Source organism: Paraburkholderia acidisoli, assembly GCF_009789675.1.
GTDB classification, from domain to species: domain Bacteria; phylum Pseudomonadota; class Gammaproteobacteria; order Burkholderiales; family Burkholderiaceae; genus Paraburkholderia; species Paraburkholderia acidisoli.
Genome location: NZ_CP046916.1, coordinates 1,029,699 through 1,055,777, shown reverse-complemented (window position 1 = coordinate 1,055,777; position 26,079 = coordinate 1,029,699). Strand labels below are relative to the sequence as shown.

Below are 26,079 nucleotides of genomic sequence, written 5' to 3'. Positions count from 1 at the left end.
TTAGCTTGCGACCCGCCACGTGGGCGTCGAAAGCCGCTCCGCGAAAAAATCGCTCAGCGCGCTCACCTTCGCGGGCCGCGCGCGTGCCGAAGGCGTGACGAAGTACAGGCCGCCGCGCGTGAGATGCCAGCCGGGCAGGATCGCTTCGAGGCGGCCGTCCGCGAGATAGTCGCCCGCGATGAATTCGGGCAACTCGGCGATCGCGAGGCCCGCGAGCAGCGTGGGCAGCAGCGCGTCGGAGTTGGTGACGCGCAGCGGCCCCACCGGCGTGACCGGCACTTCGTCGCCGGCGTCGTTGGTGAAACGCCAGACGTCGCTGCGCGCACGATACGCATACGAGAGACACGCGCGGCTCGTCAGTTCCGACGGATGCTGCGGCCGCCCGTGCCGCGCCAGATAGCCCGGCGAAGCCACCACCATTTGCGACACCGCGCACAGGCGCCGCGCCACCAGCGAGGAATCGGGCAGCGCCGCGATGCGCAGCGCGGCGTCGAAACCTTGCGCCACGAGGTCGATGGTGGCGTCGGCGAGATGCAGATCGATCTGCACTTCCGGATAGCGCTGCAGGAATTCCGGCAACAGCGGCGCGACCCAGCGCAAGCCGAACGACATCGGCACGGCCAGCCGCACCAGCCCGCGCGGTTGCACCGAAAGCTCGCGCGCGGCGTTTTCCGTTTCTTCCGCCTGCCGAAAAATCTCGCTCGCTTTTTCGGCGATCCCCGCGCCGAACTCCGTGAGCGCCAGCTGGCGCGACGTGCGGTTGAGCAGCCGCGCGCCGAGCCGCTCCTCCAGCCGCGCCACGCCGCGCGACACCGTTGCCACGGAAACGCCCAGCGCGCGCGCCGCCGCCGCGAATGAACCTTCTTCCGCGACCTTCGCGAACATCGCCAGACCTTCGAAATCGGGCAGTCTCGTCATTTCATTTTTGCAATGATGGTTTGCAACCAATTCTATTTCGAAAAGATGGGGCTGTCGATATTCTCCTTACATCGCACGACGCGATGCAAATCACCCCGACAAACCCGAAACCGAAGAACGAAGGAGCTTTCATCATGGCTAAGCAACTTGCAGGCAAGATCGCAGTCGTTACCGGCGCAACCAGCGGCATCGGCCTCGCCACCGCCACGCGCTTCGCCGCGGAAGGCGCGCACGTGTACATCACCGGCCGCCGCCAGGCCGAACTCGACGCGGCCGTTGCCGCGATCGGCCAGGTCGGCAGCGTGACGGGCCTGCGCGTGGATTCGTCGAAGCTCGACCAGCTCGACGCGCTCTACGCCCGCATCGCCGAAGAACAAGGCCATATCGACGTGCTGTTCGCCAACGCGGGCGGCGGCTCGATGGTGCCGCTCGGCGACATCACCGAAGCGCATTACTACGACACCTTCGACCGCAACGTGAAGGGCACGCTGTTCACGGTGCAAAAGGCGCTGCCGCTGCTCGCCGAGCGCGCCTCGGTGATCCTCACGGGCTCGACCGCCGGCAGCGAAGGCACGGCCGCGTTCAGCGTCTACGCCGCCTCGAAGGCCGCCGTGCGCTCGTTCGCCCGCAACTGGATTCTCGACCTCAAGGACCGTCACGTCCGCGTCAACACGATCGCGCCGGGCGCGACGCGCACGCCGGGTCTCGTCGATCTCGCGGGCCCCGACGCCGCGCAGCAGCAAGGTCTGCTCGACTTCCTCGCCTCGCGCATTCCGCTCGGCCGCGTGGGCGAAGCCAACGAGATCGCCAATGCCGCGCTGTTCCTTGCCTCCGACGAATCGAGCTTCGTGAACGGTATCGAACTGTTCGTCGATGGCGGTCAGGCGCAGGTGTGAGGCACGCGAAACAGGCGCGCGGCAGCGCCCACCGCCGCCGCGCGCCTGCGCGCAGGAGACCGACGATGATCGAACATCGACCTTTCGACGCGCTCGGCACGCTGGAGCGCGCATGGCTCCAGACGCGCCTGCATTGCCGCTATGGCGAGCTCGGGTGCCCGGATCACGCGCCGCAGCGCGCGCTGCTCGTGTGGAACGACGACGTGATCGCGCCGCACTCGGGCTTCGGCCTGCACGCGCATCGCAATGTCGAAATCCTCACAGTGGTGTTGCGCGGCGCGATCACGCACGAGGACAGCGCGGGGCATCGCGGCCGCATCGCGGCGGGCAGCGTGCAGGCGATGAGCGCGGGGCGCGGCATTCGCCACGCGGAGCGCAACGAGGAGGGCGTCGCCACGCAGCTGTTCCAGATCTGGCTGCGGCCGCGCGCGCTCGACGGCGAACCGCGCTGGGCCACGCGCGGCTTCGAACTCGCGCAGGACGACGAACGTTGTGTCGTGCTGGCGAGCGCGCGGCGCGACGAGATCGAGGCGGGCGCCTTGCCGATCGACGCGCCTGCGCGCCTGCTCGCCGCCGTTCTGCGCGAAGGCGTTACACTCACGCACGCCCTCGCGGCCGATACCGACGCGTATCTCGTGCCGGCCACCGGCCGTATCGACGTGAACGGCGTGCGGCTCGCGCCACGCGACGGCGCCGCGTTACGCGGCGAGCATGAAATTCGCATGACGGCACGCGACGCGACCGTGGTCGTGATCGTCGAATTGCCGCTTTCTCCCTGACCCGGCCGAGGTAATCGGCGCATAGCTGCTATGCGTGGCGCGCAAGGCTAAGGCTCGCGCTTGCCACGCATAATCGATGACGAATAAAGCACGAAAGCGCGGACCCAAACCCCGCGCTCCGTCGATAACAGATCAGTCAGCACATCGATCAGCACATTAATAAGGCGCCCACACGCCTCTCGGGAGATAGACCTCATGCAATCGTGGTACAGCGGCATGCCGCCCACCCAACGCCGCACCTTCTGGGCGTGTTTCCTCGGCTGGGTTCTCGACGCGATGGACGTTCAGTTCTTCGCTTTCACGATTCCCACTCTGCTTGCCGCGTGGCACATGACCAAAGGTCAGGCCGGCATCATCGGGACTTCGGCGCTCGTGGCTTCGGCGGTTGGCGGGGTGATCGCGGGCGTGCTCGCCGACCGCATCGGCCGCGTCCGGGTGCTCAAACTCGCGATTCTCTGGTTCTCGCTGTTCACGGGGCTTTCCGCCTTCACCAACGGTTTCCATCAACTGCTCATCACGCGCAGCCTGCAAGGGCTCGGGTTCGGCGGCGAATGGGCGGCGGGCGCGATCCTGATCGGCGAAGTGGTGGACAAGCGCATTCGCGGCCGCGCGGTGGGTTGCGTGCAAGCCGGCTGGCCGGTGGGCTATGCGCTCGCGGCGGCGTTCTATTGGGGGCTGTATAGCGTGCTGCCCGAGCATCTCGCGTGGCGCGTGCTGTTTCTCGTCGGCATCTTGCCGGGCCTGCTCGTGCTGTGGATGCGTCGCAATGTGGACGAGTCGGCGGCCTTCGAATCCGCCGCCGCCTTCCGCAAGGAAGCGGGCACGTTCCAGACCTTCGCGCGCATTTTCGCGCCCGGCGTGGTGTCGCGCACCTTGCTCGCCTCGGCGATGGCGGCGGGCGCGCTCGGCGGCAACTACACGATCCTCACATGGCTCGTGACGTATCTGCGCGAAACGCAAAGCCTCACGGTCAATCTCACGACGATGTATCTGGCCGTCAACATCTTCGGCTCGTTCTGCGGCTACGTGGGCATGGCGTATCTGAGCGACGCGATCGGCCGGCGCTGGACCTTCGCGTTGTCGGCGGCGGGCGCCACGCTCACCGTGCTGGCCTATACGCGCCTGCAATTGCCGATGTCGGCGCTGCTCGTGCTCGGCTTTCCGCTCGGGCTGTTCCAGTCGGGCATCGTCTCGGGCATGGGCGCGTGCTTCACGGAGTTGTTCCCCGTGCAGATTCGCGCCTCGGCAGGCGGTTTCTCGTACAACTTCGGCCGCGGCATCGGCTCGCTGGTGCCGGCCGCCGTGGGCATGACGAGCGCCTCGGTCGGCCTCGCTAAGTCGATTGGCGTCTGGGCGGCGGCGTCTTACGTGGTCGTGTTCATCGTTGCCGTGTTCCTGCCGGAAACGCGCAACCTCGAACTGGAAGAAGCAAAGGTTCAGGCGTAAGCCTGACCGAAGTCGCGCGAAAACAGCTGGCAACGCTTGTCACGCAGACGTTGCGGGATCGTTGCCAGCGCAACCGTCTCGATGCGCGCGCGATGTTCCTCGAAGGCCGCGAGACGGCTCGCGCGCGTGGGCCGCGCCCCGAAGTGATCTTCGAGCGCTTCGGGCGAGACTTCACACACCACTTCCTCGCCATCGACGAGCGCGCGAAACGCCACGGCGCCGTTGGCCATGTACAAAAGCGCGGCGTTGGGAAAGCGTATCTTCACGGCGAATCTCCTTGCGAAAAGTCGATTTCGTCTGTCGATTTCGTTTGGCCGTGCGCGCCGCTTTGTCCGCGTTTCGTCCGCGTTTCGTCTGCGGATTGCCTGCGCGGATGTCGAGCGCAGCGCGCACGGGGATGCTCGCGAAAAGCAAGCCGCGTACCGTGCGGGTATGAGGAATACGCGGCACGCGTGCTGCGCTCGGGTGGCCGCCCATCGACGCGCCCCGCATCGAAATACCCCTTGAAACTAGCGCCAAAACACGTTGCGCGCGCCTTCCGCAACCCGCCTTGAAACGTGCGCTGTCACGCATAAACGGCGCGCCCCTGCGTGTCACAATTCGCAGCCAGCCAACGTAGCGTGCACGACGTGCATTGCGCTGCGGATGCTGCCGCGCGGTCAACACACAGGGGAAGCGGAATGGAGTCGGTCACGTTCTGGCAGTGCGTGAAGGGCGCGTGGCGCGATGGCTGGCGCTTCGCGATGCATCGGCCGGTATTTACGCTCGCCGTGTTCGCGATGGCCTGGCTGGCGCCGTATGCCGAAACGGTGTTGCCGCCGGATTCGATTCCGCCGTTCCGCTTCATGACGTGGTTGCCGCTCGGCGCCTTCGAGTTGATTCGGGCTGCGATGTTTCCGGTGCTCGTCGTGCAGGCCGTGCATTATCTGCTGATCGAGCAACGTGACGCGCACGCCGAGTTGCCCGACCATCGCCACGCGTTGCGCTATGGCGTGCTGGCCTACGGCATGGTCGTGCTGTTCCTCGCGATCATTGCGGCGGGCATTAGCCTCGCCGTGGGCGCGGTGCTGGTGCAGGCGCACTTCTGGCCGGCCGTGTGGATCGACGTCACGCAGTTCATCGTGGCGAGCGCGATCATGGCGGTCGTCGTCGCGCTGTTCGTTTGCGGACGCTTGAGCCTGCTCACCACGCATGTGGCCGCGGGCGGCCGCCTGCGTTTGCGCGACGCGTGGATCGACACGCGCGGCCATTGCCTGAGCATCTGGTTCACGCAGATGGCGGCGCTGCTGCCGGTGATCGTCGTGGCCAGTCTCGCGATCTATTTCGCCGATACCGCGCGCCGCCACGGTTTCGCCGACGCCACGACGTGCGTGCTCGCGCTCGCCGCCGTGTGCGGCGTTTGCGTGAGCGCGGCGTGCTCGTGCTGGCTCTACACGCGCTATGCCGCCGTGCTGATGGGGCGCGCGGCGCCCGCGCAAGCGCCGGTCGAAGCGCATCGCGCCGCGTTCGAATTCGAGCGGGAAGCGGCGGCGTCGGCCTGAGCGTCCAGCCTCGTTCTGCACCTGCGCCTGATTACGCCGGCGTCGTCATCTCGCTGCTCCCACCTTCGCGCGGTTGCTCCGCATTCGGGCGTGCTTTGATCGTCCCGTGAGCCGTGGTCGCCCGTTGCGCGCTGCTCGCGTTCGACGTCGAGCGGGTTATCGTCCGTCGCCCTGAAACCGCGTCCGGGCGATCACGCATGTTCGCCCGCGAGCCGCCGCGCCGCGCGATTCAGATTCGACTGCACGACGAGCCGGTGAAACGGCATGATCGCCTTGAGATACGCGCGACCGAGCAGGTTGTGGCACATCACGGCGGTCGTGGCGACGAGTTCGGCGCGAGTGTCGGCGATATCGCCTGCGTGGCGGGTGTCGCCATGACCGCGCGCGCGGCGCAGCAAGGACAGCTGGAAGTCGAGGTGCAGGTCGTCTTCGCCGAGCAGGATCTCGTGCTCGCCGCGCGAGGTCACGCGAAAGAAGTCGATGTGATCGCCGCCGTCACGCTGCGCCGCCGCGCGCAATTCTCGGGAAGTCTTCACGCCGAAATTCGACATGGCGGAATCGCGGATGGCCAGCAGCGCGCGAAACCACTCGGGCGGATCGCGCAGCACGGCTTCGGCGAGCGTGTCGATATCCGTGGGCGCGCCGGTGGGCAACGCGATGGCGTAGGCATCGACAAAATGCGCGCGGGCGAAACTTGCGGCGAGCGCGCTTTCGGCCGGCGGCGCAACGGCGCGGGCGCGCATGAACGACGCTGATGCAGGGTCGCGGTCCAGCATGATTGAATCTCCCGGTGGCGCGTGGTGATGGCGCGTAAAACGAGTGTAGCAACGCGAGGTCGCGCGCGCATGCCAGCCCGGCAGCGGGCGAGGATGGCAGGATGAAGCAGGCGGGGAAATTGGTGGAAGCGAAAGCGCAGCGGTGCAATGCCGAATTCGGCTAAATGCGCCTGGCAAACAAAACCGAATGAAATGCCGGATGCAAAGCCAAACGCGAAGTGCAAACACGAAGCTCAAACGAAAAGCAAAAAAACAACGCAAAAAGGCGCCGAACGGGGGAGACCGGCGCAAGCTCCCGGGCGCAGGATGGTGCCGGGAGCGTAGGTGGGGCAATCAATCCTATGCCGCCATGACCGGTTGACTTGAACCGGCATGGCGTTGAGGCGGCTCAGGGGGTAGATGCTTCCGTTTCCGGCGAACTTTTTTGCGTACCAATAAGGGTTTTCGCCACGCAGGAAGCGCGGTGAAAAGTCGGTAACGTATGCATATATTTTCTCTCAGGTTCTACTTCACGCACGGCTCGGAAGTCCGTTTTTTAAAACCGGTCAGTTAATAACCCGTTTTCGTGATCGTGGCGGCGAGTTTCTCGGGCTTGCCGCCGAATCAGGCGAGATAGAATGCCGACCCAATTTCACGCGCTCATGCACGCAATAAGCGAATGGCGCCGAAATAAGACGAGCGTTCTGTACCACCTAATAGGTTGTTTAATTACATCTTGAAACGTCCTTCATGTCAAGCGGTGTGATCGCCACTATTCGGGTCCTGTAATCGCGGAGAATCAAGCATGAAAAAAAGCGAGAAAGCGGTCGCGCGCACGATCGGTAAAGCGATCGCGCGCCGCAGGACGATCGCCGGACTCACGCAGGAGCAGGTTGCGGAACGGCTGGGGGTGGGGCAGGAGGCCGTCTCGCGCATGGAGCGCGGCGTGGCGAGTCTCACGGTGGCGCGGCTCGCGACGCTGGCGGAGATTTATCAGTGCAATATCGCGCAGCTCGTGACCGAGAGCGCCGAGCGCGAGGACGATCAGGCGCGCGCGCTCTCCGCCGTGCTGAGCCGCTTGCCGCACGCCGACCGCGCGTTGCTGATCGAGTGGATGAACGTGTTCGCGGCGCGCTTGCGCAACGAGCCGCTGGCGGTTGGCGCGAGCCGTGTCGGCGAGCTTATCGATGGTCATGCGGATGGCTTTGCGGGCGCCATTGTGGACGGCCACGCCGACGGTCATGCGGGCGCCATTGTGGATGGCCACGCCGACGGTCATGCCGATGGTCGCCTCGACGGCCATCGCGACGGCCGGATCGACGGTCAGCTCGACGGCATGGCGCGCAAGGACGGCAAAGGCCGGCGCCGCGCCGACGAAGCCATCACCGTGTCGCGCAACCCCGACGAACCCGCGGCCGCCAGGCCGCGCGCCCGCAAACCCGACGCTTCGGCGAGTTGACTCGCGCGGCGCGTTCGTGCCCGCGCCACGACGCGCCGTGTCAGCGCGCGCACGAGGGGCTTTTACGCAACCGCCGCCGCCCCGGCTGTCACGGCTGCCCGGCGGCGCGCTCCGCCATATAACGTCCCGGCGAGTTGCCCAGCGCCTTGCGGAACATCGTCACGAAGCTCCCCGCGCTTTCGTAGCCGAGATCGATCGCCACCTGCTGGATCGACATGCCGCCCGCGAGCCATTGCAGCGCGTACATGATCTGGATCTGCTGACGCCAGCGGCCGAAGCTCATGCCGGTCTCGCGTACCACGAGGCGCGCCATCGTCCGTTCGCTCAAGCCCGCATGTTTCGCCCACGTTTCGAGCGTGCCGCGATCGGCGGGGTGGTCCATGAGCGCGGTCGCGACCTTGCGCAGGCGCGCGTCTTCGGGCATCGGCACGTGCTGCATGGTGTCGATGGGCGCGGCGGCGATCTCGTCGATCAGCAGCGTCGCGAGATGCGATTCGAGGCCGCCTTCGGGATAGCATGCCTCGAAGCTCGCCGAGCGGATCACCAGCTCGCGCAACAGTGGCGAAACGGGAATCGCGCAGCACGCGGCAGGCAACGGCGTGGCCAGCGCCGCGTCGACGAACGCGCTATAGCCTTCGAGCGTGCCCGACACCTTGATGCCGTGCACGACGTTCGCGGGTACCCACAGCGCACAGCGCGGCGGCACGATCCAAAGGCCGCCCGCCGCCTCGCAGGTCAGCACGCCACGCATCGACATCATCAGCTGCGCCTTGCGATGCGCGTGCGGTTCCAGCTCGAAACCCTTGGAGACGAAGGTTGCGCCGAAGGTCACCACGGGCCGCGGGACGTCGTCGGGTTCGACGAATTTGTCGCTGCTGGCGTCGTCGAGAATCGGCATGGCGTGCGGGCGGAAGGTGAAAAACGCGCTGGGCGTTGAAATTTGGCGAGATTGCGGAATCGATTGTCTCAATTAACAAATGCCGCCACAAGCGTCGCTCGCTATGCTGCTGCCTTCGTCGGAGGATTTCCGACCTCAACGAGAGGAGCAGCATGGACTGGAGCCGGACATTGATGCGCGCGTTCCTGAAGCCGGCGCGCGTGGCGGGCATCGAGACGATCGCCGCGAACTTTCGCCTGATCGCGCTGGAAAGCCCGGCGTTTCGCGAGCACGCGTGGGCGCCGGGCCAGAAAATCCAGATCGCGATGGGTTCCGCGTTCACGAATCGCACCTATACGCCGATCGAGTGGGATCGCGCCGAAGGCCGTACGCGCGTGCTCGCGTATGCGCACGGCGAAGGGCCGGGCAGCGCCTGGATCCGCGCGCTGCAAACCGGCGACTCCTGCGACGTGTTCGGGCCGCGCGCTTCGCTCGACGCGCCGCCCGCGAGCGCCCGCGCGGCGTTGTTCGGCGACGAAACCTCGCTCGGGCTGGCCCACGCGTTGCAGCGCCGCCACGCGCGCGGCGCGTTCGACGTGCTGCTCGAAGTGCGCGATCTCGCGGGCGCGGCGCGCGTCGTCGACCGGCTCGGCATGGAAGGCGTGACGTTGACGGCGGCGCAAGCCGATGGCACGCATCTCGCGGCGATCGAGGCGCGCCTGTGCGAGGTCGCGCGCGGCCACGCCCATCTCGTGCTGACCGGCAAGGCGCAGTCGATCAAGCCGCTGCGGCAGGCGTTGAGGGCCGGTGGCGTGCCTTCGTCGCGGATCGAAACGAAAGCGTACTGGGCCGTGGGAAAGCGCGGGCTCGACTGAGTGCTTGCGTGGGCTTTATTCGTCGATGGCGGCGCGGGTTTTGGCCGGCACGGGGCGAACGGCGGGGAAGCGCGCGTGCAGTTCGAACGCCGGGATGCGCCAAGGCGGCTAGCCGGCGCACGAGCGTGCCGTCGCGCAGGGCTTCGGCACGCCGGTTCTACTTTCTTACGCGCGACCGCGCCGCGCACTCACAGACCCGTGCGCGGATCGAAGGGCCGCGCCGCATGATGCGCGACGAACGCGAGTTGTGGGCGCAGCGCGTCGCTGAACACTTTCTTCTGGTCGTTGTTCAGACCGCTATAAAACACGAGCCATGTCTTCGACGATTGTTCCGGCAGCAGGGCGTCGGCTTGTGCGGCCTTCATGTGCGCGGCGTGGATCGCGTTGAGATCGAGAACGGGCTGGTCGATCAGCCGCTGCATGCTCACCTGCATCTGATCGGCGTTCATCTTCGCGGCCGCGTGGCTGTTGCGCATGGCGTCGAGCGCGGCTTGCCACTGCACTTCCTGGGTCGCCGTGAGATTGAGCGTGTCGTGCAACTGGCGAATGTCGATCGCCTGCGGGCGCGCCTCGCTCGCGCCGTTTGCGTTGCTCGTATCGCCGATGGGATTCGCGGGCAGCGCTTGCGCATTCGCGGGCGCCGAAGCCAGCACCAGCGACGCAGCCGCAACGGCGCTGACCAGGCTCATGACGGCGCTGCGGCGAAGGTTTCGAATCGTGTTGATCGTGTTGATCGTGTGGGGCGTGCGGATCGTAATAAGCGTGTTCATGTTGCGTTCTCTTTCATCGGTTGGATGGGCCGCATCGGTTGGTGCGACCGTGAACGCCAGTCTGAAGACGGTAAATTAGCGCAGAGTTAGAGCGCCTTCGCTCAGGACACTTCCGCGCCCACGGCCGCCACGAGCACGTCGCGCAGTTCCGCCGCCGCGCCGCCCGCCTGGGCGCGCTCATGCAAGCGCAGTTCCAGCGCGGGCAGGCGCGGCAAGCCCGCCTCGTGCAACGCCTGCACGCCGCGCGGCACCGCGTGCGCCGTGCGCACCGTCACGCCGTGGCCGAATCGCAGCGCGGCCCAGACGCCCGGCAGACTCGGCGTGGTGAGCGCGAGCCGCCACGCGCGGCGCTTCTGGTCGAGCGCGCGCAACGCCGTCTGGCGGAACAGGCACGGGTGATCGAACAGCACGAGCGGCACGTCCGTTGTGCGATCCGCGAGATCGGGCGCGCGCTTGCCCGCGTACCAGCCGAGCGGCAGCATGGCGAGCCGCGTGCCGGAGCGGCTTTGACCGGGCTGCGCGAAGGCGAGCGCGAGATCGAGCTTGCCCGCCTGCACTTCCTCTTCGAGCGCGTAGTTGCGGCCCGCGCGCACTTCCACGTGCACGTCGGGACGCAGCTTCGCGAAGCGCGTGACGGCGCGCGGCATCACGGTTTCGAAGAAGTCTTGCGGCAGCCCGAGCCGCAGCGTGGCCGCGACAGGACGCGCGTTGAGCGCGGCGGCCGCTTCATCGTGCAACGCGACGATCTGGCGTGCGTAGGCCAGCAGCGCGTCGCCGGCTTCGGTGAGCGCGAGGCCGCGCCCTTGCCGCTCGAACAGCGTTTGCCCCGCCTGTTCCTCCAGCCGCTTCAACTGCATGCTCACCGCCGATTGCGAGCGCCCGAGCTGCGTGGCCGCGCGCGCGAAGCTGCCCGCGTTGACGCCCGTCACCATGGTGCGCAGCGCGTCGATGTCGAATCGCGTACTCATGACCTATCCGTTCGAGTGAAGTATGGGTTCATCAATATTCGATAGTCGAAAGTCTCATGCAGCACTATAGTCCCAGACGTCACAGCGCATTCTCATATCGACGCGACTTCGCAACAGGACATTCGATCATGACGACCGGCGAGCCGATTGGCTTTATTGGACTGGGCACGATGGGCGAGCCGATGGCGCTGAACCTGCGCCGCGCGGGCAACGCGCTCGTGGTATGGAATCGCTCGCCGCAAAAGTGCGAGCGGCTCGTCGCAGCGGGCGCGTCGCTCGCGGCCAATTCCGGCGAGGTGTTCGCGCGCTGCGCGACCGTGATCCTGATGATGGCAGACGGCGCCGCCATGGACGCGGTGCTCGCGCGCCACACAGCCGCCTTCGCGGCGCGGGTACGCGGCCACACGATCGTGAGCATGGCGACCGTGGAGCCGGAATACTCGCAGGCGCTGGCCGCCGACATTCACGCGGCGGGCGGCCGCTATGTGGAAGCGCCCGTGTCCGGCTCGCGCAAACCAGCGGAGGCGGGCGAACTCGTCGCCATGCTCGCCGGTGCGCCCGATGCCATCGAAGCGGTGCGTGATCTGCTCGCGCCCCTGTGCCGCGAATGCGTGACATGCGGTGCGGTGCCCGGCGCGCTGCGCATGAAGCTTGCCGTCAACGTGTTTCTCATCACCATGGTCACGGGGCTCGCGGAAGCCGCGCACTTCGCCGCGCGTCACGATCTCGACATGGCGCGCTTCGCGGCCATTCTCAATGCGGGACCGATGGCGAGCGCGGTCTCGCGCATCAAGCTCGACAAGCTTTGCGCGCGCGACTTCACGCGTCAGGCGGGCATTGCCGATGTGCTGAAGAACAGCCGGCTCGTCGTGGAGGCCGCGCACGCGGCGCGCATTGCCGTGCCGCTTATGGAACGATGTCGCACGCTGTATGCGCGTACCGAGTCGCTGGGCTATGCCCACGACGACATGATCGCGGTCGTGCATGCTTTCGACGCCCTGTACCCCGAGGATCCCGAGTGATGATTTCCCCCCTGCGCCGTACCGTGATGTTCGGCGTACCGACATGGCTGGCGCTGAGCCCCTTGTCGATGCTGCGCGCGGCGGAAACCGCGCACGATGCGCTGGCCGCGATCGAGCGCCGGCACGGCGGCCGCCTTGGCGTATTCGCCCTGGACACCGGCACGGGCCGCACGCTCGCGCACCGCGCCGACGAACGCTTTCTCATGTGCAGCACCTTCAAGGGCCTGCTGGCGGCGCAAGTGCTCGCGCGCGTCGACGCAGGCCACGACGTGCCCGGCGATCTCGTGCATTACACGGCCAGCGACCTCATCTTCACGTCGCCGGTCACGAAGGCGAATCTCGCGCACGGCGCGATGACGGTCGGCGCGCTGTGCCGCGCAATACTCGAGGAAAGCGACAACACGGCCGCGATCCTGCTGATGAAGCGCGCGGGCGGACCGGCGGCGCTCACGCAATTTCTGCGCGATCTGGGCGATACGGTCACGCGCTCCGACCGCTACGAACTCGCTTCGAACGATTACGACGGCGAACTCGACACGACCACGCCGCGCGCGATCGCCACCACGGCGCGTACGATCCTGCTCGGCAATGTATTGAGCGCGGCATCGCGTGCGCAACTCGAAGCGGGCATGGTCGCGTGCAAGCCAGGGCGCAATCGTCTGCGTGCCGCGTTGCCCACGGGTTGGCATGCGGGTGACCGTCCCGGCACGAGCGTAGCGCGCGAAAGCAACGACTACGCACTGGTACGGCCGCCCGGCCGCGCGCCCTTGCTGGTGGCCGCGTACTACGACGCGCCCGGCACGAGCATGGACGCGCGCGAGGCCGTCTTGCGCGAAGCGGGCGGCGTGTTCGTGGCGTGGACGACGGCGGCTTAACGCGTTTCTTCCGGTACGTTATCGGCAAACCAGGGTAAACAGCAGGCCCGCACGAAGTGCTTTAAAATAGTTGGTGTACGGAGTATATTTCCCTTCACGTTGTCACAGACATGACTGGAGGAAGACACCATGCAGTTTCATCTCAACGGTTTTCGCGCGGGCGACCCGGCGATCCAACCCGCGGCGGAAGGCGCGCCGCGCACGGCATTGCCCGAGACCGTGGACGTACTCATTGCCGGCAGCGGCCCCGCCGGGCTCGTGCTGGCCGCGCAGCTCGCACAATTTCCGTCGCTCACCACGCGCGTGATCGAGCGCCGCGACGGCCCCTTGCTGATGGGCCAGGCCGACGGCATTGCGTGCCGCACCGTCGAGATGTTCAACGCATTCGGCCTGAGCGAACGCCTGCTGCGCGAAGCTTATTGGGTCAACGAAACCGTGTTCTGGCGGCCCGACGTGAACGACCGTGGCGCGATCAAGCGTACCGGTCGTGTTCAGGACACCGAAGCAGGTTTGTCGGAGTTTCCGCATGTGATCGTCAATCAGGCGCGCATTCAGGACTATCTGCTCGACGTGATGCAGCGTTCGGCGCAGCGCGTCGAACCCGACTACGGTCTCGAAGTGATCGACGTGCAGCGCGAAGATACCGGTGAGTATCCGGTTCGGGTCACGCTGCAACGCACGGACGCGGCACACGCCGGCGAAACGCAAACAGTGCGCGCGCGTTACGTGGTGGGTTGCGACGGCTCGCGCAGCCGTGTGCGTACGGCCATCGGGCAGACGCTGCGCGGCGACGCGGCCAATCACGCGTGGGGCGTGATGGACGTGCTCGCCGTCACCGACTTCCCCGACATCCGCCTCAAAGTGGCGTTGCAGTCGACGCAAGGCAACATCATCATCATTCCGCGCGAAGGCGGCTATCTCGTGCGTTTCTACGTCGATCTCGGCGAGGTCACGCCCGCGAATCGCGACCGCATCAAGCAGACCACGGCGGCGGGCATCATCGAAACGGCGCAGCGCATTCTGCAACCGTACACGCTCGACGTGAAGGAAGTCGCGTGGTTCTCGGTGTACGAAGTGGGCCAGCGCCTGACCGATCGTTTCGACGACGCCGTCGCCGCCGACGGCAGCTCGCGCGAGCCGCGCGTGTTCATCGCGGGCGACGCGTGCCACACGCATAGCGCGAAGGCCGGGCAGGGTATGAACGTGTCGATGCAGGACGGCTTCAACCTCGGCTGGAAACTGGGCGCGGTGTTGCAAGGCCGCAGTCCCGTGGATTTGCTGCGCACGTATTCGGACGAGCGCCAGCCCATTGCGCAGGAGCTGATCGACTTCGACAAGGAGTGGTCGGCGATGATGGCCGCGCCGCCGAAGGATCCGCAGCGGCCCGAGGCGGGCGGCGTCGACCCCGAGGAACTGCAAGCCTACTTCGTGCGCGCGGGCCGTTACACGGCGGGCGTGGCCACGCGTTACACGCCCGCCGTGCTCACCGCCGAACCCACGCATCAGGCGCTCGCACGCGGCTTCACGATCGGCACGCGTTTTCATTCGTCGCCGGTGGTGCGCGTGGCCGACGCCAAGCCCATGCATCTCGGCCACACGGCGAGCGCCGACGGCCGCTGGCGTCTCTACGCCTTCGCCGATGCACGCGAAATCGCGCTGCGCGCGTTCTGCGAGCATCTCGTGGCATCGCCCGATTCGGTGCTGCGCCGCGTGACGCCGAAGGACGCCGACATCGACAGCGTGCTCGACGTGCGCGCCGTGTTCCAGCGACCGCATCGCGAGATGCCACTGGAGGACTTGCCCGCGCTGTTGTTGCCGCGCAAAGGCCGGTTGGGTCTCGTGGACTACGAGAAGGCATTTACGTGCGACGCCGCGACTGATATCTTCGGCGAGCGCGGCATCGACCGCGAGCGGGGCGCGCTGGTCGTGGTCCGCCCGGACCAGTTCGTCGCGCACGTTCTTCCACTCGATGCCTATGCGGAACTCACTGACTTCTTCCGGCCGGTGTTCCGCATGGATTAAACGCTGCAAGTCGCCAAATTGCCGAACAAAAACGAATCCGCCGCGCTCTCCCGCTTCACCGGCAGCCTCGTGCGCCGCGCCCAGCAACGTCACGTGGCGATCTGGCTCGAAGTGGTGTCCACCGAGGTCACGAGCGTGCAGTACGCCGCGCTCGACGTGCTGCATGCGCAGCCCGGGGTGAATCAACGGCAACTTGGCGACGAACTCGACGTGGATCGCTCGACCATCGCCGATCTCGTGGCGCGCATGGTGCGCAATGGCCTGATCGAGCGCACCGACGATCCCGCCGACAAGCGCAGCTACGTGCTCTTTCTCACGCCCGCCGGCAAGAAGCAATGGGCGACCTTGCGGCCGCGCGTGGAGGAAGTCGAGCGCATTCTCACGGCCAGGCTCGCGCAGAAGGACACGCTCGAGCTGCGCCGTTTGCTGCTTGCACTGCTGCCCGAGCGGTGATTCAGCGCTGGCCTCGCTGCACAGGCGATCGCGACGCGATGGCCTGAATTCTTTTCTTGCCCCTTTCCACGCCCGTGTTTTCCCTGAGTTTTGACCGGTTGCAGTCAAAATTCGTCTGGTCTACGATCGATCAAATAGAAATTCAATTTAAAACGCGATCATGACCGAATGAGATCCAGTCGGATGCACGTTTAGCGCTGCCGATGGAACGTGGCGACCTCGCGCGTGGACGTTTCGTACACGCGTTCGAGTTGTTCGAGGCAGGCCGTCGCACGCGCGGCGGCCACCTTGATGCCCGCCGTTGCCTCGGCCATCTTGAGCAGCACGGCTTCGCGCAGTAGCGCGTATTGCTCGCACACGCGCGCGCCTTCGGTCGTGGTGGCGTAGTACACGCCCGTGCGCGCCGAGCCCGATTTGTCGATCAGGCCGGCCTTGATGAGCTTGCGCAGTTCGTACTGCATATTGGCCACGTCCTGCCGGTTGGTGAGCTGTAGCAGATCGCGAATCGTTTTGGGCTGTTCGTGCATGTGAATCACGTGCACGAGCGCGTTTTCCTGGCCGCTCATCGCGATGCCGGTCACGGCGGCCATACATTCGGATTGCCAGCGCTCGAACGACTGGTCGAGCCGCATGACGGCGTACTCGAGGTCGGTGATCTCGACGCCGAAGTCGCTTTGTGCCAGATGCCAGCGGTGCTTCGCGGCAGCGGTTTTTTTCGTGGCTTTGCGTGATGGCTCGGTCATTGCGCTTCGCATTGCGTGAAAGAGCGGGTCGCCGCGTGGCGGCCCATCGGGTGATGGAATTTTACTGCGCCAGGACTGACATGAGACGAATTCTACAAACCAAAGACTTCATTCTCGGCACGTTCGCAACGAACTGCTCGGGTGGCATGTCGGTGACGAAAGTCGCCGAGCGTTGGGACAATTCGTGGGACAACAACGAGAAGCTGGCGGTCATGCTCGACGAGGCGGGCATCGACTTCATGCTGCCCATCGCGCGCTGGATTGGGTACGGCGGGGAAACCGACTTTCACGGCGACGTGCTCGAAACCATGACGTGGGCGGCCGGCCTGCTCGCGAAAACGCGCGACCTTACTGTGTTCGCGACGATCCACACGGCGGCCAATCATCCCGTGGTGGTCGCGAAGCAGATCGCCACGCTCGACCAGATCGGCAAGGGCCGCGCGGGACTGAATATCGTCGCGGGCTGGAATCGTCCCGAGTACGAGGCGCTGGGCTTGCCGCTCGCAACAGGCCACGACAAGCGCTATGCGTACGCTCAGGAATGGTTCGACGTGGTGCAGAAGCTCTGGACTCACGAAGGCGCGTTCGACTGGCAAGGCGAGAATTTTCAGCTGAAGAATGTCTATGGCAAGCCGCATCCGTGGCAAGGCTCGCGGCCGCCCATTCTCAACGCGGCGGGCTCGGGCGAAGGACGCGACTTCGCCATTGGCAATGCGAATTTTCTGTTCACGCCCGCGATCGATCTCGAACGCTCGCGCACCGAGGTCGCGGAACTCAGGCAGAAGGCCGAAAAGGCCGGCAAGCACGTGAACGTGCTGACGTTCTCGCACGTGGTGTGCCGCCCGAACGAGGCGGAAGCGCGCCAGTATCTGGAATACTTCGGACAACAAAACGCCGACTGGCAGGCGGTGGACAATCTTGTTGCGTTGCAGTTCGCCAATGCGCGCTCGTTTCCGCACGACCTGCTCGCGCTGATACGCGACCGCATGGCGGCGGGGCACGGCGGTTTCCCGCTCGTCGGCACGCCGGAGCAGGTGGCGGCGGGCATCATCTCGCTCGCCGAGGCGGGCTTCAAGGGCACCACGCTGTCGTTCGTCGATTACGTGGCGGAGTTTCCGTACTTCCGCGATACCGTACTGCCTATTATCGAGGCGCATGGATTGCGCAGTCCGCGCGAGCATCGTCATGCAGCGTGAAGCGAGGAACGCCATCGAGGACGCGGCCGCGCTGAGCTGCAACTTCGTCAAGGCGATGCGCGGCTTTGCGGGCGCGGTGTGCGTCGTGACCGTTGCCGACGGCGAGCAACGCAGCGGCTTCACGGCCACGTCGGTGTCGTCGTTTTCGGCACAGCCGCCCATGGTGGTGGCCTCGATGAAGGCCACGAGTTCGTCGGCGGCGCTGCTCGAACGCACGCGGCGCTTCGGCGTGAATCTGCTGAGAGCCGATCAACGCGCGATCGCCGAGCGCTTCACGGGCTTTCGCGGCGAGGAAGGCGAGGCGCGTTACGGCGACGACGAATGGGTGCACATTTCCACGCAAGGGGCGCCGCTTCTCGTGGAAAGCGCCGTGGCGATGGACTGCGAGGTGGACGAACTCATCGTGCGCCACGGCCATTTACTTGTGATCGGGCGCGTGCGCGCCGTGTTGCGCGACGAATCGGTGCCGCGCCCACTCGTGTACTGGCAGGGGCGCTATACGGCACCGTCACACGGTTCGGAGCGCTAATCGTTGATCAAGGCGCGGAAGCCGGAGCGAGAGCCGAGGCGGGCGCGCCATTCTTGTATTGTCCGCTGAACGCGCTTTGCGGCGCGACCGTGCCGCTCTTGTGGCTTTGCGCGTCGTTCTTTTCGATACTTTGCAGCTCGGCGTTCTTTTTCGCGCGACGCGCCTTGCGTGCGGCCTTGCGTTCCGCGCGCCGGTTGGCGCGTTCGGCGGCGCGCTGCTTCGCGGGCGTGGTCGAGGCGCTATCGGCGCTTACGGCCGCCGGTGTGCTCGCGCCATCCTGGGCAAAGGCGCTATCGACAGGCACGCTCATCAACGCAAACATCGCAACGACACAACTCACACGTAAAGCAGCACGGGCTTGACGCTTCATGACGGCTCCGGTTTTGAAGGGTGGGAACGGCTCGAAGCGCATCGTAGGCACGCCGATTTTCCGCGGCCATTGGGGGCAGCGGGTAAGCGGATAAGTGTTACCACCTGGCGCGCGCCGCTAGGTGTTTGCCCGCATGGACCTAAGCCCTCGCACCAATAGGTGCATGCCGCGCCGCTCGCTACCATCGCCTCACGGCGCTCGCGCTTTGTGTTGCTGTGTGTCATTCACGCGCGCGCCGCAGAACCTGAACCAACGAGGACCGATGGATGAAGACTAGCGAACTGATCGCCGCTGGCGAGACGTACCTGTGCGAAGTGGCCGATGTGCCCGAAGGCGGCGCGAAGCGCGTCGAACTCGCAGGCCGCCCGCCGATCGGCGTGTTCAATCTCGACGGCGCGCTGCACGCCATCGACGACACCTGTTCGCATGGCAACGCCTCGCTCTGCGATGGCGAGATCGACACCGAAGACGGCATCGTCGCGTGCCCGTATCATGAAGGCTGCTTCGACATTCGCACCGGCGCGGCCGTGAGCGCGCCGTGCATTCTGCCGGTGCGCGTCTGGCCGATTTCGATCGTCGACGGCAAGGTCTATCTCGACGAGGAGTCGCGCTGATGCCCACCATCACCGTGAGCGGCACCTCGCTCAGCTTCGAAGCGGCGCCCGGCGATACCGTGCTGCAAGCGGCCCTGCGTGCGGGCGTGCCCTGGCCTTACGAATGTTCGGTAGGTTCGTGCGGCACGTGCCGCTTCACGATCGACGCGGGCGAGGCGCGCGTGCTGCGCGACGATCCTCCCGGTCTTTCGGCCATGGACAAGCGCAAGAACCGCAAACTCGCGTGCCAGTGCGTGGCCGCCGGCGATCTCAGCGTGAGCGCGAAAATCGGTGTGGACGGCGCCAGCGTGCCCATCGTGCCGCGGCGTGCGCCGGCCGTGTTCGTGGGCGCGCGCGCCGTCACGCACGACATGACCGAGTATCGCTTTCGCACTGCGAGCGCGGCGCAGTTTCTGCCGGGGCAATACGCGTTGCTCACGTTGCCGGGCCTTGGCGAAGCGCGCGCCTATTCGATGTCGAATGTCGCGAACGAGCAGGGCGAGTGGACCTTCGTGATTCGCAACGTGCCGAACGGTCTCGGGTCGCGTGCGCTCGGCACGCTCGAAACCGGCGCGACGATCGCACTCGATGGCCCCTATGGCGGCGCGTGGCTGCGCCACGACGTGCCGCGCGAAATCGTCTGCATTGCGGGCGGTTCGGGGCTCGCGCCAATGCTCTCCATTGCGCGCGCGGCCTCGGCCACCGACCATCGCCTGCACTTCTACTACGGCGCGCGCACGGCCGCCGACGCGTGCAGCCGCGCGTTCGTCGCGGAACTCGACGGCTTCGACGCACGCATGCGCTGCGTCGAAGCGATCTCGATCGAAAGCGAGCGTGACCCCGACGCCGCCGCGTGGCAAGGCGAAACCGGCCTGATACACGACGTGGTGGCGCGCGATCTCGCGGGACCGTTCGACGCCTATGAGTTCTACGTCTCGGGGCCGCCGCCGATGATCTCGGCCGTGCTCAATCTGCTCGCCATGGAGCGCGGCGTGCCGACGTCGCAGATTCACTTCGACCGCTTCTTCTAAGTCCCGAGCACCATGCGAACGAGATCGGCCACCGAGCCGATCTTGAGCTTTTCGCGGATGTTCGCGCGATGCACTTCCACGGTCTTGAAGCTGATGTCGAGTTCGCGTGCGATGAGCTTGCTCGACTTCCCTTCGACCATCTTGTTTACCACCTCGCGTTCGCGCGGCGAAAGAGTGGCGAGCAATTGATCGGCGTTGATGCGCGAATGGCGCGACTCGTAGGCGTCGAGACTCACGCGCAACGCCTCGTTGACCTTGTCGATCAGGGTTTGATCGTTGTACGGCTTCTCGAGGAATTCGTAAGCGCCGCTTTTGAGCGCGCGCACGGTCATGGGAATGTCGCCGTGCGCGGTGAGAAAGATGATCGGCAGCGAGAAGCGCATTTCGTTCAAACGCGCCTGCAATTCGAAGCCGCCGATCTGCGGCATGCGCACGTCGAGCAATAAACAGCCGGGCACATCCGCATTGATCGCGGCGAGAAAGTCGCGGCCGCTCGCGAAGCTCGCGGTGCGATAGCCGACCGACTGCAACAGCCATTCGAGCGAGCTGCGCACCGACTGGTCGTCGTCGACGATATAGACCGTGGGGTGAAGTTCTTCAGTCATGACAGTGAGTATTGTGGGCACGGTGATGAGCAGAACGTGCCTGATTATATGACTATGGAAACATCGCGTCGCGCATCGAATAAAAAAATGCCGGCAGAAATTTCTGCCGGCATGGTACGAGCCAATACAAACCAACGTGGAGACGATCGAAGTAGCCGCTTATTCGACGAGCGTGCCGTGATCGGCGATAAAACGACGCTCGTCGAAGCTGTGCGGCACTTTCGGGTCGCCGCGGTAGAGCTCGACGTGCGGCGCGATCTCGGCCATGCTCAGCATGAGGCGAAACAGCACCGCGCTTTCTTCAGGCAATTGCCCGAGCGGGAAGGCGTCCACATGCGCGAGCGCGCTTTCCATGTGGGGCAAGATGGCTTCGTAGAACGTGCGCAACTCGGCCGCGCTCGCATGCAGGCGCGTGGACTGGCGTTCGTCCTGGGTGGGGAGCGCCCATTTGGCCACGAACGGCGTGAGTGAGTCGAATTCGGTGGGTAACGTAGCAGTCATGGTGGAAGACGTAGAAGTTCGGTGCGGATTCAGGATTCGATGTATTGATCGAGCACGTGATAGCCGTGGCGCACGAGAATTTCCTCGTCTTGCAGCACCATGTACTTCTTCGAGCCGGAGGCCAGCGCTTCATGCGTGTCTTCCATCGTGCCCGTGTCTTCGAGCCACGCATTGCGTTGCAGGCATTGCGCGTACTCGATCGCCCAGCGCTCGCTGTTGGTCTTGGGCTCGCGCACGTAGTATTTGCCTTCCCACAGCGTGCGATCGTGCGAAAGCGGCCAGAACTGGTGCGTGAACCAGGTGCCTTCGGCTACGTGCACCAGAATGTTCGGGAAGCACACCGAAAGCTCGAACGCGAAGTCCTCGCGGCGCGACGGATTCACCATGGGAGGGAGCGCGGAGGCGCCGTGCGTGAACACGGTGGAAGCAATCGTGCGTTCCGCCGACATGCGAGCCACCGGCAACAGATTGGCCGTGCGCGTGAGGCATACGCCCGCGGTGCGGTGATCGCCCATCAGCTTGACGTCGGCGAGACCGGTCGTGAATGCGCCGGGGAACGAGCCCGCGTGGATGGTGGGCACGTGATACGCCTCGGCGAAGGCGTCGAGCGCGATCTTCCAGTTGCAGTTGAGCGTGGTGTGGTACGAGAACGTGCGCGTCATTTCGTTGAACGGAAAGCCCGCGAAATGTTCCGCGAATTCGCCCAGATAATCGGCGAGCGGCGCCGGGGTGCCGCTGTCGAAATTCACGAAGATAAAGCCTTCCCACACTTCCGTGTGCACGGGCGCGAGGCCATGGTCGTCGCGCGCGAAGCAGGGCGCGAAACGCTCGGCCTCGGGCACTTCCACGAGCGCGCCGCGCGCGTCGTAAACCCAGCCGTGAAAGCGGCATGACACCACGGCGGCCTTGCTGCGGCCGAAGGTTTCCTCGCCGGTTTCCACCACCACTTTATTGCCGCGATGCGAGCAGGTATTGTGAAAGCCGCGAATCTTGCCGTCCTTGCCGTGAATGAGAATGACCGAGGTTTTCGCCACGGCGATCTTCTTCACCTTGTAGTCGCCGGGATTGCCGATCTCTTCCACGCGGCCCACCTTGAGCCACGTTTTCATGAACACTTTTTCGCGTTCGAGTTCGAAATACGCGGGGTCGACGCAAGGCGAGGTCGGCAGCGGGTCCATGCCGAGTTCGGGATATTTGCTGGCCCAGCGCAGCGGGCGAATGTCGTCTTTCATCGGGTGGTCCGTGGTCGGAGTAAGCGGGTTTATTGGTCGATGCCGTATTGCTCGCGCGCGATCTGACCGAGGCCAATGCGGTCGAGCACCGCGAGCGGGCACATGAACGTCACGCGTACCACGCCGGGCAAGCGGCTGATTTCGATCGAGCCCGCGATGGTCGCGCGGTTGAGGATTTCGTCGTAGGGCAGACCGGTCACGTCGGCGGCGCGTTGCAGGCCCACCTTCGTCGCGTCGTTGAGCGTGGGGCCGCTGCCGATGAAGGTGATGGGCGCGTTGGCCTCGATGGTCTTCTGGCCGTATTTGGCCGCGAGCGCTTCCACGTGCGCGCGTTGCTCGCGCGTGAGGGGGCGCGCCATCGGCGGCAGGTCGTCGGGGCGCTGGAACAGGATCGGCCCGTCGATCGGCAAGTGCTTGAGCACGTTCACCTGCACTTCCACGATGCCGGAAATGTCGGTGGCGTGGCCGGCAATCTCGCCGTTGCCTTGCTGCGCGTGCATGTCGCCCATGTACACGCCCGCGCCGTCCACCTTCACGGGGCACACGAGAATGGCGCCTTCGCGCACCGTGTTGGTGTCCATGTGGCCGTCGGTCTTGGCGGCTTGCAAGGTTTCGGCGCTCATCGCAAAGCGGTGCGGCGCGTCCACCAGAAAGCCGCCGAAGTCGCCCGCGTTGTGCGAGTCGGGCATGTCGGCGGCGGGCATCGTGCCGATGTTGCCGAGGAACGGCTGCATGTGCGCGGCGAGTCCGGCGATGTCGGCGCGTGCGAGCGCGAGAATCGAATGCTGCTCGGAGTTCGGCGGAATCAACGCGTGCTCGTTGGGAATGCGGCCGAGCGTTTGCGCGATGGACGCGTCCACCGTCAACGAAACCTTGTTGGCCTTGTCGAGCACGATCACATAGCCGTTACTGAAGCGGAACGCGTTCACTTCGCTGCCGCACACGTCGCAGCGCACGGCTTCTTCGCCCACGCCGTCCAGATGGCTCAACGGGGCTTCCGTCCCGCATGCGGAGCATTTCTTGGCGACGAACGGGTCGCCGGTGTAGCGGCCTTCCACGAAGCTCATCACGCCGGATGAAGTGGCCAGCGAGGTCGGTTCGCAGCGTTTGATGCGCAGCGCCACGGCATCGCCCACTTGCGCGCCTGCCACGTACACGGGCTGCGAGCACTCGTGGCCGCCTTCGAAGCGCGGCGTGATCATCGGGCCCCAGCAGCCAGGCGGCGTGCCCGCGACGATCGTGCCGCCGTCGGCGAGCGGACCCGCCATCGGCGTGGACGGGCCGATCGTGCCGCGCGTGTAGTGGTCCACTTCCACGCGCGAGGCCGCCGAAGTCGCGAGCGCGGACGCGGGCGTGTCGAGCATCGTTTCCATGCAATGTCCTCACTGGAATTTTGTCGGCGCAGAATCGCCGGCAGGATGGAAGTCATCGTAGAAGAGCGCTGCCCGGCTGCGTATCCGGCGGGTTATCTACCGGCTAGGTACTACCACCTATCGCACGCGGCACACGTGCGATGCGATCCTCGGCGCACTTGAAGGAGCCACCATGCCCGTGCAACTCGACTATCGCGAAGTGTTCCGCTACGCCAACGACGCGATGATCCTGCACGCCGCCGACACGGGCGAAATACTCGAGGCCAACGACGCCGCATGCCGCCTTTACGGCCGCAGCGCGGAGGAATTGCGCGCGATGCCCGTGGGCGCGCTTTCCGTGAACACCGACAAGTATTGCCATGAAGTGGCGATCCGCTATATCCACATCGCGGCGCGCACGGGGCGTCTCTTCACGTTCGAGTGGGTGATCCGGCGCAGCGACGGCGTGGAATTGACCGTGGAAGGCAACTTGAAGCGCATGGTGGGCGGCGCGCGGCCAATGGTGCTGGCGATCACCCGCGACATTTCCGAACGCAAGCTCGCCGAATTGCGTTTGAAAGAACGCAGCCGCTATTTCAGTGAGTTGCTGCGTAATTCTTCCGACGGCGTGGCGCTGATCGCGGGCAACGGCGTGATCGAGTACGTGGGCGAATCGCTCGTGGGCATACTCGGCGTGCCGGCGCGCGTGGCGCACGGCGTGAATGTCTTCAACTACATGCACCCCGACGACGCGCGCCGCATGTCCACGGTGCTCGCCAAGGCGCGCCGCCGCAGCGTGGCCACGGGCACGTTCACGTATCGCATTCGCCATCGCGACGGTACGTGGCGGCATCACGAAGCCGTGTTCAAGAACTTGCTGCATGACCCCGTGTTCCGCGCGGTGCTGGTGAATTTCCGCGACGTGACGATCCGCGTGCGTCACGAAGAACAGATGCGCGAGCGCGAGCAGCAGCTCAATCACTATGCGCGTTTGTCGATTGCGGGCGAAACGGCCGCGGCGCTCGCGCACGAACTCAATCAGCCGCTGTGCGCCGCGGTGAATTTTTTCGCGGGTTGCCGCCGCCGCATCAACACGGGCAACGCCGCGCCCGCCGAGATCAGCGCGGCGCTCGATCTCGCGCAGCAGGAACTGGAACGTGCGGGCCGCATCATTCAATCGGTGCGGCAGTTCACGGCCAATCACGAAACGTCGCGCAAGGTGCATTCGCTCTGCAGCGTGCTCAACGGCATTTCGAGTTTTCTCGAGATTCGCGCGCGCCAGGACGCCGTGGATATTCGCATCGACGCCCAGGAAGACGCTTTGGTCGAATGCGACGAGATCCTGATTCAGCAGGTCATCAGCAATCTGGTGGTGAACGGCATCGAGTCGATGGACGATGTGCCCGAGCATGCGCGGCGGCTCGCCATCTCGACGAATCTCGTCGGCAAGCAGATCGAAATCGCGGTGGAGGACAACGGCGCGGGCTTTCCCGCCGAGAACCTGGAGTCGTTGCCCGCCTCGTTCTTCACGACGAAAAAGAATGGCGTGGGATTGGGCTTGTCGCTGTGCCGCGCGATCGTGGAATCGCACGGCAGCACGCTGCAGGTCGCGCGCGCCGCGCCGGGCGGCACACGCTTTTCGTTCGCGCTTTCCGTGATTGCGTGATCGATCAATGGGAAGGCGTGGCTAACGAGAGGGCGCGTTCGCGTGCGGCGAAAGCGTCCAGCCTTCCCGATACGGACTGATGAGCATCGGCCGCAATTCAACCCGCGAAAAGCGCCAGCCGTCTTCGGCCCGCACCGCGCGCGCCACGTAGTCGGCGGCGATCCAGTGGGAGAGCGGCGCGCCGTCGGTGTGAATCTGCGCCATTTCGAACAGATACCAATGACATTCGGCGCTGCGCGTGTCCGCCGAGAGCGTGAAGGTCGGACTCACCATGTAATGCACGGTCCAGACGATGCTCTCCTGCGCGAGCTTCGCCACATACGACGTGACCGTTTCCTTGCCTTCGTACGTGCCGAATCCTTCCGCGCTCCAAACAATATCGTCGGTGTAGATCGCCGACATCATCACGGGATCGTTGCGCCGGTCGGCCGCGGCCGCGTAGCGCGCGACCAGCGTGCGAAGTGCCTCGTGGGCTTCCAGCACGTCCAGCCGTTGGCGTAACGCGGCGAGTTCGGTGTCGATCGTCGTGGCTTCGAGTGATTCGGTCATGCGCGTGGGCTCCGTCGTTCGTGTCGGGATGGGTTGGCGTGAACGTCGAAACTAAC

At 65.4% G+C, this 26,079-nt stretch carries 28 protein-coding genes; 15 read left to right on the top strand and 13 right to left on the bottom strand.

Annotated features, from left to right (window positions below):
* Nucleotides 1-918: a LysR family transcriptional regulator gene (locus FAZ98_RS33630; RefSeq protein WP_158958269.1), complete on the bottom strand. Its 918-nt coding sequence runs from the start codon at nucleotides 916-918 to the stop codon at nucleotides 1-3.
* A 134-nt stretch (nucleotides 919-1,052) separates the two neighbouring features.
* Between FAZ98_RS33630 and FAZ98_RS33625 the strand changes: the two genes are divergently transcribed.
* From FAZ98_RS33625 to FAZ98_RS33615, 3 genes are all read left to right on the top strand, one after another.
* Nucleotides 1,053-1,814 (top strand): SDR family NAD(P)-dependent oxidoreductase, encoded by a 762-nt coding sequence (locus tag FAZ98_RS33625; protein ID WP_158958267.1) that lies wholly within the window; start codon nucleotides 1,053-1,055, stop codon nucleotides 1,812-1,814.
* A gap of 65 nt (nucleotides 1,815-1,879) precedes the next feature.
* On the top strand, nucleotides 1,880-2,593 hold the full coding sequence (locus FAZ98_RS33620) for a pirin family protein (protein ID WP_158958265.1): 714 nt from the start codon (nucleotides 1,880-1,882) through the stop codon (nucleotides 2,591-2,593).
* 195 nt (nucleotides 2,594-2,788) lie between these two features.
* Nucleotides 2,789-4,039, top strand: a complete 1,251-nt coding sequence (locus FAZ98_RS33615; RefSeq protein ID WP_158958263.1) for an MFS transporter — start codon at nucleotides 2,789-2,791, stop codon at nucleotides 4,037-4,039.
* Here the strand turns inward: FAZ98_RS33615 and FAZ98_RS33610 are convergent.
* Nucleotides 4,030-4,305 carry a DUF1488 family protein gene (locus tag FAZ98_RS33610; protein ID WP_233272988.1) on the bottom strand — a complete coding sequence of 92 codons (276 nt, stop codon included), beginning with the start codon at nucleotides 4,303-4,305 and terminating at the stop codon, nucleotides 4,030-4,032. The genes FAZ98_RS33615 and FAZ98_RS33610 overlap by 10 nt on opposite strands.
* Before the next feature lie 414 nt (nucleotides 4,306-4,719).
* Here FAZ98_RS33610 and FAZ98_RS33605 point away from each other — a divergent pair, with 414 nt between their 5' ends.
* On the top strand, nucleotides 4,720-5,580 hold the full coding sequence (locus tag FAZ98_RS33605; RefSeq protein ID WP_158958261.1) for a hypothetical protein: 861 nt from the start codon (nucleotides 4,720-4,722) through the stop codon (nucleotides 5,578-5,580).
* A 191-nt stretch (nucleotides 5,581-5,771) separates the two neighbouring features.
* Here FAZ98_RS33605 and FAZ98_RS33600 read toward each other — a convergent pair whose 3' ends face one another.
* Nucleotides 5,772-6,356, bottom strand: a complete 585-nt coding sequence (locus FAZ98_RS33600; protein ID WP_233272987.1) for a DUF2867 domain-containing protein — start codon at nucleotides 6,354-6,356, stop codon at nucleotides 5,772-5,774.
* 784 nt (nucleotides 6,357-7,140) lie between these two features.
* Between FAZ98_RS33600 and FAZ98_RS36125 the strand changes: the two genes are divergently transcribed.
* The gene (locus tag FAZ98_RS36125; RefSeq protein WP_199272468.1) at nucleotides 7,141-7,794 is read left to right on the top strand and encodes a helix-turn-helix domain-containing protein; all 654 of its coding nucleotides are present in this window, start codon (nucleotides 7,141-7,143) and stop codon (nucleotides 7,792-7,794) included.
* 88 nt (nucleotides 7,795-7,882) lie between these two features.
* Here the strand turns inward: FAZ98_RS36125 and FAZ98_RS33590 are convergent, their stop codons facing one another.
* Nucleotides 7,883-8,692: an AraC family transcriptional regulator gene (locus tag FAZ98_RS33590; RefSeq protein WP_158958259.1), complete on the bottom strand. Its 810-nt coding sequence runs from the start codon at nucleotides 8,690-8,692 to the stop codon at nucleotides 7,883-7,885.
* Nucleotides 8,693-8,844: 152 nt separating this feature from the next.
* Between FAZ98_RS33590 and FAZ98_RS33585 the strand changes: the two genes are divergently transcribed.
* Entirely contained in the window at nucleotides 8,845-9,546 is a 702-nt protein-coding gene (locus FAZ98_RS33585) for a siderophore-interacting protein (RefSeq protein WP_158958257.1), read from the top strand.
* Nucleotides 9,547-9,734: 188 nt separating this feature from the next.
* Here FAZ98_RS33585 and FAZ98_RS33580 read toward each other — a convergent pair whose 3' ends face one another.
* Nucleotides 9,735-10,316: a Spy/CpxP family protein refolding chaperone gene (locus FAZ98_RS33580; RefSeq protein ID WP_158958255.1), complete on the bottom strand. Its 582-nt coding sequence runs from the start codon at nucleotides 10,314-10,316 to the stop codon at nucleotides 9,735-9,737.
* 101 nt (nucleotides 10,317-10,417) lie between these two features.
* Nucleotides 10,418-11,284 (bottom strand): LysR family transcriptional regulator, encoded by an 867-nt coding sequence (locus tag FAZ98_RS33575; protein ID WP_158958253.1) that lies wholly within the window; start codon nucleotides 11,282-11,284, stop codon nucleotides 10,418-10,420.
* A 128-nt stretch (nucleotides 11,285-11,412) separates the two neighbouring features.
* Here FAZ98_RS33575 and FAZ98_RS33570 point away from each other — a divergent pair, with 128 nt between their 5' ends.
* The 4 genes from FAZ98_RS33570 to FAZ98_RS33555 all read left to right on the top strand — a co-directional run bounded on the left by FAZ98_RS33570 (nucleotide 11,413) and on the right by FAZ98_RS33555 (nucleotide 15,656).
* Nucleotides 11,413-12,306: an NAD(P)-dependent oxidoreductase gene (locus tag FAZ98_RS33570; RefSeq protein ID WP_158958251.1), complete on the top strand. Its 894-nt coding sequence runs from the start codon at nucleotides 11,413-11,415 to the stop codon at nucleotides 12,304-12,306.
* Nucleotides 12,306-13,181 (top strand): class A beta-lactamase, encoded by an 876-nt coding sequence (gene bla, locus FAZ98_RS33565; protein WP_158958249.1) that lies wholly within the window; start codon nucleotides 12,306-12,308, stop codon nucleotides 13,179-13,181. Before FAZ98_RS33570 ends, bla begins: the two co-directional genes overlap by 1 nt.
* 129 nt (nucleotides 13,182-13,310) lie before the next feature.
* Nucleotides 13,311-15,203 (top strand): FAD-binding monooxygenase, encoded by a 1,893-nt coding sequence (locus FAZ98_RS33560; protein WP_158958247.1) that lies wholly within the window; start codon nucleotides 13,311-13,313, stop codon nucleotides 15,201-15,203.
* Between the two features lie 18 nt (nucleotides 15,204-15,221).
* Nucleotides 15,222-15,656 carry a MarR family winged helix-turn-helix transcriptional regulator gene (locus FAZ98_RS33555; RefSeq protein ID WP_158958246.1) on the top strand — a complete coding sequence of 145 codons (435 nt, stop codon included), beginning with the start codon at nucleotides 15,222-15,224 and terminating at the stop codon, nucleotides 15,654-15,656.
* Nucleotides 15,657-15,847: 191 nt separating this feature from the next.
* Here the strand turns inward: FAZ98_RS33555 and FAZ98_RS33550 are convergent, their stop codons facing one another.
* Nucleotides 15,848-16,399 (bottom strand): winged helix DNA-binding protein, encoded by a 552-nt coding sequence (locus FAZ98_RS33550; RefSeq protein WP_158958244.1) that lies wholly within the window; start codon nucleotides 16,397-16,399, stop codon nucleotides 15,848-15,850.
* Nucleotides 16,400-16,479: 80 nt separating this feature from the next.
* Here FAZ98_RS33550 and FAZ98_RS33545 point away from each other — a divergent pair, with 80 nt between their 5' ends.
* Together FAZ98_RS33545 and FAZ98_RS33540 are read left to right on the top strand one after the other, a co-directional pair.
* Entirely contained in the window at nucleotides 16,480-17,595 is a 1,116-nt protein-coding gene (locus FAZ98_RS33545) for an LLM class flavin-dependent oxidoreductase (RefSeq protein WP_158958242.1), read from the top strand.
* The gene (locus tag FAZ98_RS33540) at nucleotides 17,555-18,124 is read left to right on the top strand and encodes a flavin reductase family protein (protein WP_233272986.1); all 570 of its coding nucleotides are present in this window, start codon (nucleotides 17,555-17,557) and stop codon (nucleotides 18,122-18,124) included. The genes FAZ98_RS33545 and FAZ98_RS33540 overlap by 41 nt, the downstream gene beginning before the upstream one ends.
* 7 nt (nucleotides 18,125-18,131) lie before the next feature.
* On the opposite strand, the gene FAZ98_RS33535 is transcribed toward FAZ98_RS33540, so the two are convergent.
* Nucleotides 18,132-18,434, bottom strand: coding sequence for a DUF4148 domain-containing protein (locus FAZ98_RS33535; RefSeq protein WP_158958240.1), 303 nt, complete (start codon nucleotides 18,432-18,434; stop codon nucleotides 18,132-18,134).
* Between the two features lie 326 nt (nucleotides 18,435-18,760).
* Here FAZ98_RS33535 and FAZ98_RS33530 point away from each other — a divergent pair, with 326 nt between their 5' ends.
* A complete protein-coding gene (locus FAZ98_RS33530) occupies nucleotides 18,761-19,108 on the top strand; it encodes a non-heme iron oxygenase ferredoxin subunit (protein ID WP_158958238.1) in 348 nt (115 codons plus the stop codon).
* Complete coding sequence (locus tag FAZ98_RS33525; protein WP_158958236.1) at nucleotides 19,108-20,118, top strand: 2Fe-2S iron-sulfur cluster-binding protein; 1,011 nt, start codon at nucleotides 19,108-19,110, stop codon at nucleotides 20,116-20,118. Before FAZ98_RS33530 ends, FAZ98_RS33525 begins: the two co-directional genes overlap by 1 nt.
* Here the strand turns inward: FAZ98_RS33525 and FAZ98_RS33520 are convergent.
* From FAZ98_RS33520 to FAZ98_RS33505, 4 genes are all read right to left on the bottom strand, one after another.
* Nucleotides 20,115-20,723, bottom strand: coding sequence for a response regulator transcription factor (locus FAZ98_RS33520; protein ID WP_158958234.1), 609 nt, complete (start codon nucleotides 20,721-20,723; stop codon nucleotides 20,115-20,117). The genes FAZ98_RS33525 and FAZ98_RS33520 overlap by 4 nt on opposite strands.
* Nucleotides 20,724-20,882: 159 nt before the next feature.
* Nucleotides 20,883-21,224, bottom strand: a complete 342-nt coding sequence (locus FAZ98_RS33515; RefSeq protein ID WP_158958232.1) for a hypothetical protein — start codon at nucleotides 21,222-21,224, stop codon at nucleotides 20,883-20,885.
* 29 nt (nucleotides 21,225-21,253) lie between these two features.
* On the bottom strand, nucleotides 21,254-22,456 hold the full coding sequence (locus FAZ98_RS33510) for an aromatic ring-hydroxylating oxygenase subunit alpha (protein ID WP_158958230.1): 1,203 nt from the start codon (nucleotides 22,454-22,456) through the stop codon (nucleotides 21,254-21,256).
* Nucleotides 22,457-22,485: 29 nt separating this feature from the next.
* Nucleotides 22,486-23,829, bottom strand: a complete 1,344-nt coding sequence (locus tag FAZ98_RS33505) for an acetamidase/formamidase family protein (RefSeq protein WP_158958228.1) — start codon at nucleotides 23,827-23,829, stop codon at nucleotides 22,486-22,488.
* Nucleotides 23,830-24,001: 172 nt separating this feature from the next.
* On the opposite strand from FAZ98_RS33505, the gene FAZ98_RS33500 reads away from it, so the two are divergent.
* Complete coding sequence (locus FAZ98_RS33500; protein ID WP_158958226.1) at nucleotides 24,002-25,474, top strand: PAS domain S-box protein; 1,473 nt, start codon at nucleotides 24,002-24,004, stop codon at nucleotides 25,472-25,474.
* Between the two features lie 21 nt (nucleotides 25,475-25,495).
* Here the strand turns inward: FAZ98_RS33500 and FAZ98_RS33495 are convergent, their stop codons facing one another.
* Nucleotides 25,496-26,023 (bottom strand): nuclear transport factor 2 family protein, encoded by a 528-nt coding sequence (locus tag FAZ98_RS33495; protein WP_158958224.1) that lies wholly within the window; start codon nucleotides 26,021-26,023, stop codon nucleotides 25,496-25,498.
* Between the last annotated feature and the right edge of the window lie 56 nt (nucleotides 26,024-26,079).